The organism is Leucobacter chromiireducens subsp. chromiireducens, from assembly GCF_016758255.1.
GTDB lineage: Bacteria > Actinomycetota > Actinomycetes > Actinomycetales > Microbacteriaceae > Leucobacter > Leucobacter chromiireducens.
Map to the genome: position 1 here is coordinate 492,794 of NZ_QYAD01000003.1, position 9,549 is coordinate 502,342.

Consider the following 9,549-nt stretch of genomic DNA (forward strand, 5'->3'; position numbering starts at 1 on the left):
CCCGAGTGTATCGCTCAGCGTGCCTCGTTGACGGGTGCGTTCCGCGATACTGGTTCCGTGACGAGATCTCAACGCGCACTTCCCGCTGTACTCTCGAGCGGGCTCGCCGCCCTCCTGCTCCTCACGGGCTGCGCGGCGTCGCTCGCCCCAGACATCACGCTGCCGCCGACGGGCGGCACCCCCGACTATCAGCTCGGCGGCGCATCCGAGCCCCCGCCCGGTGTGACGATAGTGGCGCGTGATCGCAGTGCGGCGCCCGCCGAGGGCGTGTACTCGATCTGCTACGTGAACGGCTTTCAAACCCAGCCGGGAGAACTCGCAGAGTGGCCCGACGAAGCCCTGCTGCGCGACGATGCGGGCGAGTTGGTGCACGATCCGGCGTGGCCCGACGAGGTGCTGCTCGACACGCGCACCGCGGCGACGCGCGATGCGATCCGCGAGGTCGTGGACCCGTGGATCGAGGGTTGCGCACGCGATGGCTACGACGCCGTCGAGTTCGACAATCTGGACACGTACAGTCGCTCCGCGGGCGTGCTCACGCGCGCCGACAACGTCGAACTCGCTGCCGCACTCGTCGAGACCGCGCACGCGGCCGGGCTCGCGGCGGGGCAGAAAAACGCCGCGGACGACGTCGCGTTGATGCGATCCCAAGCTGGTTTCGATTTCGCGGTGACCGAAGAGTGCATGGTGTTTGCCGAGTGCGAGAACTTCGCTGAGTTCTACGGCGCGCACGTGATCGACATCGAGTACACCGACGAGCTACCCCGTCCGTTTGCCGAAATGTGCGTCGACCCGGCGGCACCGCGCTCGATGGTGCTGCGTGACCGCGATCTCACGGTCCCCGGTTCCGCCGAGTACGCTTTCGAGACCTGCCCGGCGGAGTAGTCGCGCGCGGGGTCCATGCACGGCGGCGCGGTGCTCAGCCCGCTGGCGTGGCCACGATCGCCTGGCGCCATCCGGCGTCGCCGCGCGTGTACTCGACGCGTGTGTGCTGCCGGTCTTCACGCGCCTGCATGAACTCGAACTCGGTGGGGCGCAGGGCGTAGCGCTGCCAGTCGAGATTCGGCTGCCCGGTGTAGCTGGGCCGCCCGGCCCAGTCGCGCTGCGTCGCTGCATCGTCGAGCGGCACGGCGACGCCAGTGACGCGCACCTGGCGTCCGAACTCGCGCCAGAAGAACAGCATCGAGCAGCGCGGGTCGGCGGCGATCTCGATGCCCTTCCGCGAGGTGCGGTGCGTCGAGAAGTGGTATCCGTCCGCATCAACGTCTTTGAGGATGAGTGTGCGGGCGACGGGCTCACCGTCAGCGCGTGCGGTCACGAAGGCCATCGTGTGCGGCTGGCGCTCGCCGCTTTCGATCGCCGCGTCGAGCCAGTCGAGGAAGAGCGTGTCCGGATCCGCGGGCATGGTCGCGGGGTCGAGCACAGGCAGGGGCTGCGGGAAGGCGGGCAGGCTGCGGAGACGGGTTTCGAGTTCGCTCATGCCCTCAGCGTACGCCCGCCCCATCCAGGCGTCTCACTAACAGCATTGACTTTTCATGGCTATGATCAAGGCAATTCGTTGTGTTTTATAGGGAGTCTTGTATGTCAGCTGAAATCCGAGAGCGACTCAACAGCCTGGCGGCGAAGCTTGAACAGCAAAAGTCTTCAATCGAGACAGAGGAAGCAACGAAGAACGCGTTTGTGATGCCGTTCATCTCGCTTGTTCTCGGGTACGACGTGTTCAACCCCCATGAAGTCGTCCCGGAGTTCACCGCGGATGTCGGCACCAAGAAAGGCGAGAAGGTCGACTACGCGATCGTCAAAGACGGTGAAGTCCAGATTCTGATCGAGTGCAAGCATGTTGGAGCACCACTCAACATCAAGCACGCCTCGCAGCTTTTCCGCTATTTTGCAGTCACCAGCGCCCGAATCGCAATCCTGACCAACGGCGACGAGTATCAGTTCTATACAGATTTGGATGCCCCCAACAAGATGGACGAGAAGCCCTTCCTGGTCATTCAGGTTTCGGATCTCGACACCGCTTTGATCCCTGAGCTCAACAAGTTGGCGAAGGACGCCTTTGATCTCGATTCGATCATCAACGCCGCCGAAGAACTGAAGTATGTAGGCGAGTTCAAGCGCGTGCTTACGGCGCAGTTTGCGGAGCCGGATGCGGAGTGGGTGAAGTTTCTTACTGCCCGCGTGTACGAAGGCGCATTCACGCAAAAGGTTCGCGGACAGTTTACGGACCTCGTAGCAAAGGCAATGAAGCAGTTCCTGAACGACCGCGTAAATGACCGCCTCAAGGCCGCACTTGGCGGTCAGCCTTCTCAGTCCGACGACACCTCAGTGTCCTCCTCTGCTGCCAGCACTCACGTCGCCGAAGCGTCCGTAGACGCGGCGGCAGAGGAACACGATGGAATCGTCACGACATTGGAGGAACTCGAAGGGTTTCAAATCGTACGCGCGATCATCTGTAGCGAGGTCGCTCCAGGGAGAATCGCGCAGCGTGACAACAAGACCTACTTTGGCATCCTTCTCGACGACAACAACCGCAAACCACTTGCACGGCTTTGGTTCAACACGTCACAGAAGTACATTGGGATCTTCGACGCTGACAAGAATGAGACGCGTCACCCGATCGAGACGCTCGATGAGATCTATCAACATGCGGAGGCCCTGCGCCAGACCGTGAGCTACTACAGCGGGTAAAGCCGCACGACGCACACACTGCGGCCCCGGCGAGAAGGATGTCCTCTTCGCCGGGGCCGCAGTTTGCGGGCGAGCAGTCTCGCTACTCGCTGGCCGCCTCGCGGCGACGCGCCACCATGATCGCACCGCCGGCGACGAGCAGCAGGGCGCCCGTCGCTGCACCGATCAGCAGCAGGTTGTTGCCACCCGTTGCCGCGAGCGCGTCATCGGGCTTCGCAACCGGCTTGGTGCCCGGCTTGGTCGGCGTGACGGGCGGCTTCGTTTCACCAGGCTTCGCCGCGGCGAATTCGAGCGTTACGAGCTCGCTCGGGTTGCCCGCCACATCGGTTGCGCGGAACTCGACACTGCCCGCCGCGTCTCCGAGGGGCACGACGACCGTGGTCTCGATCGGCATCGGATCTGCCGAACGACGCAGCGCCGCCGGGAGGGGCGCTTCCTGCCACTCCCCGCTCGGGAGGACGCGGTACTCGACGCCAGCAACGCCAGAGGTCGCATCCGTCGCGCTCACGGTCACTTCACCGCGCGTCGAGGCGCTCGGTGTCGCGGTGAGTACCGGCGCACCCGTGTCGATGCGGATCGAACGCGAGTCTTCAGCGACGTTGCCACTCGCGTCGGTTGCCCGCACGCTGACGACCGTCTCGCCCTCGGCGCCGACCTCAATCGGCGCGGTGTAGGGCTGCCATTCGCCGCCGTTCACCGAGAACTCAACAGTGGGCGCGGTGTCGCCCGCGTCCGTCGCCGAGAGCGTAAGCTGCACGGGCCCGCTGCGGTACCAACCCGCAGCGTTTTCGCCCTCGGGAGCAGCGAACTCAATGCTCGGCGCAGCGGTATCGTGCGCCAATCCGATCTGTACAGTCCCGGCGCCGGTGACCTGCTGGTCCAGCACCGCACCACGCGAGCCGTCTGCGGCGAGCGCTGCGAAGTCGCACTCGAGGGCGGGAGCCAGTGCCTCTACCGTGCCGGCTTCGTCGGTGCGGCCAACCTCGCGCCAGCCATCGTCCTCACCGCACGACATAGCCACGGGAACATCCGCCTGCGGCTTCTTCTCCGTGTCGGCGACCGTCACTGCGACCGGGTTGAGCGCCGCGCGGAACGCGGATCCGCCGATGAGCTCAGCCGCGATCCCAATCCGCTCCTGCGAGATGTTATCGATCGTGTCCGAGGGCTTGTGATAAGTCGGTTCGAGCACAATCGAGCTCGTTGCCGACCAGAACATCCAGCTGAACACCGCAGCATCGATGCCCACGTCGTGGAACGACTGGTGATCGCTGCGGCCCACGACGCCGCGGTTCAGATCCCCGCGCCCCGTGATGTTCGACAGCGCCGATGCCTGCTTGAGCACCGCGTTGTCCTCGTTGTCCTTGTTGACCGTCAGCCCCCAGAACTCAAACGGCTGCTCAGCCGTTCCGAGGAACGAGGTGCCCGCCATGTCCATGTTCCACGCGCCGATGGTGCGATCGATCTCGTCCGGGCTGAGCTGCGTGGCGTGTGTCTTCGACCCCACGATGCCCTTCTCCTCAGCGCCCCAGGTGCCCACGCGAATCTCGGTGTTCAGCGGGTACTGGCTCATGATGCGCGCGGACTCGAGCAGGATCCCGACGCCCGAGCCGTTGTCGCTCGCGCCCGGGCTTCCCACCACGGAGTCAATGTGCGCACCGATGTAGACGATGGGTGCGTTCTCTGCGTTCTCACCCTGGGCGGGCCGCACGCCAATCGTGTTGGAGCTCTCGAGGCTGCTCTTTTCGGTGGTGAGGGCGAGCGAGAGCGGCCCTCCCGCGAGGAGCTCGCGGATACGCTGGGCCTGGCCATCTGCGGCGCCGACCACCTGGATGCCGGTGGCCGCAGCGGAGACGTTGCCGACTGCCGCAAGCGAGCTGTTCTGCGTGGTCTGCGCGACGATGACGCCGGCGGCGCCTGCCTCGGCGAGCTCGACGATCTTCGCGTTGCGCGCCGCTGCGGTCGCGTTCCAGTTCAGCAGCACAAACTTCCCGGCGACGGCGGCCGGGTCGAAGCCCTCACCGGCGCCGACATCCACAACCTCTGCGGTGACGGGCGCATCCGGGCCGGTGAAGAGCGCGTTGCTCGCCGGGCGGAACTGCCAGCTCACCTGCAGGCCCGCGTCGCGGCTTGGGGTCGCGTTTGCGAACAGGGATTCGCTGACGGGGAACTTCTCGATCTCGGTGCTGAACCCGTAACTGTTCAGCAGGTCTTGCACATAGGCGTTGGCTCGCACCTCGGCGGCGGTGCCCGCGACTCGTGGGCCGATATCCACCGCGAGGTGACGCACATGCTCAAACACCGTCGCGTCGTCGACCTGAGCGGCGAATTCTGCGGCGTAGCCGGGCAGGTAGGTCCCCGAGGTGATTGCGGAGATCGCGCCGCGGGGCACCGGGGCGGGTGCGGGATCCGCGGGCGCAGCGTTCGCCGCGACAGGGGTCAGCGCGAGCGGGAGCGCGATCGCGGCAGCACCGAACGCGCCGAGCGCGCGGCGCCGAGCGGGCGGTGGTGTTCCAGTGGGTGTTGCAGACATGCGGAATGGGTGTCCTCTCTGACAACCGTGTCCTCACCAGGCCCCTCGCCGAACGCACGCCAAATACACCCTCCCGAACATGTGGTTCTGCTATGAACCCCTGCCGGGCCGGCTACCGAGCACACGCGCCATAACCCGGCAAAGCACCTGGTCAGAAGCTGTGGTGTGGGGCGCGATTGCACCCCTCAGTGACTCTATCGAAGTTCACACACGGCGCGCTCGCCTCCCAGCCCGCCGTGGACGAATGCGGCGAATCTCACCGAAACTCGTGCTCACTGTCTCCGCACTTCCCACGTCCCGGCCGCGCGAAGCCGTGCACCGAGCCACTGTGCAATCGCGCTGCAGATCACCGCGACGACGACAGAGAGCAGGATCGCCTCGATTCGGCCCGCCCCGAGAGCGAGCATCGACCCCCCCGGGTTGCTCGTCAGGAGGATCGCGGGCGTGAGGAACGTCACGAAGAGCGTGTAGTTCCCCGCCCGGAGGTACGCGACGCACAGGAACATGGCGGCGACCGCGACAACAAACGGCGCGGGATCGGGCAGCAACGCAACCAGCACCGCCGCCGCAGCGCCGACGATGGTGCCGATCGTGCGATCCCGCGCGCGAGCCCGGCGCTGATCCGCACCAACCGCGAGAATCATGCAGAACGACAACAGCGCCCAGCTCGCAAAGGGGAAGTGCAGGGCGTCAGAGACCAGCACAATGAGCACGGAACCTGCGGCGAGCATCAGGCCGTAGGCAATGCGCTCGGGCGCCGTGCGCGAGGGCGGCGGCAGTGCCCGCTTGGGCGGCATGAGCTGGGCGATCCCCAGCATGCATGCGGCCCCGATAACCGAGCCGAGCGCAACCTGCCACAGCTGGGTGTCGGTCTGCGCGATTCCCGCGAACACCACGAAGTTCACCGGCGAGCGCGTCAGCGAGGCAACCTCACCCAGGCGGAACAGTCCCTGCACGAGGCACACGACGACCAGGCCGATGAGCGGCACGCCCTCACCGAACTCGCCGGCCAAGAAACCCGCGATCGAGACAATCACGGCCCAGAGCGCGGCGATGGCGCGCACGCTGGGCCGCAGCGCCCGCGCAGGCGAGAGGAGCAGCATGATCGCGAGATAGCCCGCGTGCGCGACAGCGGGGCCGTACGCCCACGCCGTGCCGCCGAGCACCGCTGCACCGATGGCGAGGAGTGCGCCCGAGTAGGCCAGCGCTTTGAGCGGAAGCCGAAACGAGAGTCGCTGCAGCTTCGCCATTCGCTCCCCTTCCCCGACACTCAAGCTTCAGGATATCCGGCGGACCGCTCGCGCCCGAGTGTTCACACTTGATCGAGAACCGCCAACTTCCCCGCCATTCCCAGCTCGCCCTCTTACCTTCGAGGCACACGCACCCGCAGCCGCAGGTGCCCGGAATACGGGGGACAGATGCGACAGGATCAGGCGCCACTCCCGCGAGGGACCGCGCTGCGACGCGCGCTCCTTGCGGGCACATTCAGCTTCGTCACCATGGTGATCATCGCACTCGCACTGCTCGTGTGGGTCGTCGGCGTCGATTCGATCCTCGCGCCGCTCGGCTCCGCGGCGCTCTTTGGCGTGTGCCTCGGCGGCTCAGCGTTCCTCGTCTGGCTGCTGCTCGTGGGGCGACGCCCGGAGTGGCCGCTCTCCCGCACCGCAGTCGTGGCGGTACCCACTCACGCTGCTGCTGTTCTTCATCATCATGCTGCTCACGGCGCTCGCCAGCACCGTGTCTTCCCTGGCCTCGGGCTCCACAATGGGTGGAGTCGGGTTCGGCGTGGTCGCGTTTCCCCTCATCTTTACGCTGATCGCACTCCCCGGCGCGGTGGGCGGCGCCATCCTCACGGTGATTGTGCGCGGCTCGACCGAGCACCGCACAGCGCCCCCAAGCCACGCGGCCCCACTTCCGGAGGGGCACACCGCATGAGTGGGATCCTGATCTGGAATGTGCTCGGAGTCCTCACGCCCGTTGCACTCATCACGCTGATTGCGATCCTCTGGCGTCGCTGGGTACGCGCAGGCGCAGCACGGACTGAACCCGACCCGCCCAGGGGGAGGAAGCCCCGCACTCCCGAGGCATCAGGGAGCACCCCATAACCTCATGAGCGTTGGCCAAAACCTACAGGGTGTAGGATTTGATCATGGCCCGCGCTAATCTCACCCCCGAACGCCTGATCACAGCTGGTGCAGAGCTCGCCGACACCGCGGGGCTCGAGCAGCTCACGCTCAGTGCCCTCGCGAGACAGTTTGGGGTGCAACCCGCGAGCCTCTACTCGCACCTGGCAAGTCGCGACGAACTCATCGCCGGCGTACATCGATTCGCTCTCGGCGAGCTGGCCCAGCGGGTCGCGGAAGCGGTTGCGGGACGCGCGGGGCGCGATGCGCTCATCGGTCTCGCCAACGCACACCGGGACTATTCCCGGGAACGACCAGGGGCCTGGGAGGCCCTGCTCAGGCCCGCTTCTCCGGAGACCGCACGCTCCGCTGAAGCGGCGCAGCTGAGCACGCTCACGCTCGCCGTGCTGCGCGGATACAACACCCCAGAAGACAGCCTGGTCGACGCGACGCGCTTCGTCGGCGCAACCATCAATGGGTTCCTCTCGCTGAGTCGCTCCGAGAGCTTCGCCCACCGCAGCGACGATGTGGCGCGCTCCTGGCTGGCCGCGCTCGATGCGATCGACCGGGCGCTCACCTCTTGGCCCCGAAAGGACACCCCAGCATGATCATCACTCCCATTACCGCGGAGTTTGTCTCTGACGTTGCCGAGCTCGTCGAGACTGAGCGCGGGATCGCGCCCCACCGCCTCCCGGCCTGGGTACGCCGGCAGTTTCCGGACCCTCAGCTTCTCGCGATGGAAGGGCAGCCTTCCGGGGTACGGGTACGCTTCACCACGCAGAGTCGAGAGGTTGCACTTGTTTCGCACGCGCACCGCGTCGTGTACCGGGGCGCAGACCGGCCGCGCGGCCGGGTCGACGTCGTCGTCGACGGTGCGTTCATACTCAGCGATCCGCTCAGCGGGGGTGACGCCACGGAGGTGGATCTCATGACCGGCCAGGCGGTACCCCGCAGCGGTGAGCCGCACGTCACACAGTTCGCCCTCCCCGAGGGCACGCACGAGGTCGAGATCTGGCTCCCCCACAACGAAGGCCTGGAGCTCCTCGAACTGCGCTCGGACGCCGCACTCTCGCCGACCACGAGCCGCAAGCCCCGGTGGGTCCACCATGGAAGCTCCATCAGCCACGGCTCCAACGCGCTCACGCCCACCGAGATTTGGCCTGCGGTCGCTGCACGGCAAGCGGGGCTCGAGCTGAAGAACCTGGGCCTCGGAGGCAGCTCGCTCGTCGACCCATTCATGGCGCGGGTGATCCGCGACACGGAGGCGGACCTCATCAGCGTGAAGTTCGGGATCAATGTGGTGAACCTCGACGGGATGCGGCTGCGCACGTTTGTACCCGCCGTACACGGATTCCTCGATACGATCCGCGACGGGCAACCCCAGACACCGATCGTCCTCATGTCGCCGATCTTCTGCGGCATCCACGAGAACACCCCGGGGCCGGGCGCCTTCGATCCAAGTTCAATCGGCTCCGAGCAGGTCCGCTTCGTCGCGACCGGCACGGAAGGTGACACTGCGCACGGCCGCCTGACTCTCCGCGTGATCCGGGATGCGCTTGGTGACATCGCTGCGCAGCGTCAACGTGACGACACACATCTTCACTTCGTCGATGGGCTCGACCTCTATTCAGAGGCGGATGCCAAGCGCTTCCCGCTCCCCGACAACCTGCACCCGACGGCGGAAGCCCATGCCCTGATGGGCCACCGCTTCGCGGATCGGCTGCTCGCGGGCCCCCACCCGCTCGTCGCCTCGTAGCCGGGAAGCTTCAGGTCGCCTGGACCGCGGACTCCAGGCGGCCCACTCCCTCGCGGACAGGCGCAATGAGCGCCTGTTTTTGGGGTCAAAAAAAGGGAGGGCCACACCCGCAAGCCACCATCACTGGTGACCAACAAGTGCAACCCTCCCTATAAAAGGTGTCCGGCGGTGTCCTACTCTCCCACACCCTCCCGAGTGCAGTACCATCGGCGCAGTCAGCCTTAGCTTCCGGGTTCGGAATGTAACCGGGCGTTTCCCTGACGCTATAACCGCCGTAACTCTATCAACATATCAACCACACCCACCCCACAAAAAGGGTGTTGTGTGTGGCCGTCCGTTGGGAACCACAAAGTGGACGCGAAACATCGTTACATCTGAAAACCTATGCCCACCCAAAAGGTGGTGGAAATCAAGTCATCGGCTTATTAGTACCAGTCAGCTCCACCCGT

Annotated in this window: 8 protein-coding genes and 1 rRNA gene; 5 read left to right on the forward strand and 4 right to left on the reverse strand. The window is 65.8% G+C overall.

The features are described 5' to 3' along the window. Nucleotides 1–57: 57 nt before the first annotated feature. Nucleotides 58–885, forward strand: a complete 828-nt coding sequence (locus D3226_RS10955; protein WP_202382568.1) for an endo alpha-1,4 polygalactosaminidase — start codon at nt 58–60, stop codon at nt 883–885. Between the two features lie 34 nt (nt 886–919). Here D3226_RS10955 and D3226_RS10960 read toward each other — a convergent pair whose 3' ends face one another. Next, nucleotides 920–1,480 (reverse strand): pyridoxine/pyridoxamine 5'-phosphate oxidase, encoded by a 561-nt coding sequence (locus D3226_RS10960; RefSeq protein WP_202382569.1) that lies wholly within the window; start codon nt 1,478–1,480, stop codon nt 920–922. Between the two features lie 101 nt (nt 1,481–1,581). Here D3226_RS10960 and D3226_RS10965 point away from each other — a divergent pair, with 101 nt between their 5' ends. Beyond that, on the forward strand, nt 1,582–2,691 hold the full coding sequence (locus D3226_RS10965) for a type I restriction endonuclease (RefSeq protein WP_202382571.1): 1,110 nt from the start codon (nt 1,582–1,584) through the stop codon (nt 2,689–2,691). An 82-nt stretch (nt 2,692–2,773) separates the two neighbouring features. Here the strand turns inward: D3226_RS10965 and D3226_RS10970 are convergent, their stop codons facing one another. Next, nucleotides 2,774–5,221, reverse strand: a complete 2,448-nt coding sequence (locus D3226_RS10970; RefSeq protein WP_202382572.1) for a M28 family peptidase — start codon at nt 5,219–5,221, stop codon at nt 2,774–2,776. Between the two features lie 272 nt (nt 5,222–5,493). Continuing rightward, entirely contained in the window at nt 5,494–6,471 is a 978-nt protein-coding gene (locus tag D3226_RS10975) for an FUSC family protein (RefSeq protein WP_202382574.1), read from the reverse strand. Nucleotides 6,472–6,931: 460 nt separating this feature from the next. On the opposite strand from D3226_RS10975, the gene D3226_RS10980 reads away from it, so the two are divergent. The 3 genes from D3226_RS10980 (at nt 6,932) to D3226_RS10990 (ending at nt 9,100) form a co-directional block, all read left to right on the forward strand. After that, nucleotides 6,932–7,156, forward strand: coding sequence for a hypothetical protein (locus tag D3226_RS10980; RefSeq protein WP_202382576.1), 225 nt, complete (start codon nt 6,932–6,934; stop codon nt 7,154–7,156). A 214-nt stretch (nt 7,157–7,370) separates the two neighbouring features. Then, entirely contained in the window at nt 7,371–7,952 is a 582-nt protein-coding gene (locus D3226_RS10985) for a TetR/AcrR family transcriptional regulator (protein ID WP_202382578.1), read from the forward strand. Then, nucleotides 7,949–9,100, forward strand: coding sequence for a GDSL-type esterase/lipase family protein (locus D3226_RS10990; RefSeq protein ID WP_202382580.1), 1,152 nt, complete (start codon nt 7,949–7,951; stop codon nt 9,098–9,100). Before D3226_RS10985 ends, D3226_RS10990 begins: the two co-directional genes overlap by 4 nt. A gap of 160 nt (nt 9,101–9,260) precedes the next feature. Here the strand turns inward: D3226_RS10990 and rrf are convergent. Then, nucleotides 9,261–9,377, reverse strand: a 5S ribosomal RNA gene (gene rrf, locus D3226_RS10995). Nucleotides 9,378–9,549 lie beyond the last annotated feature (172 nt).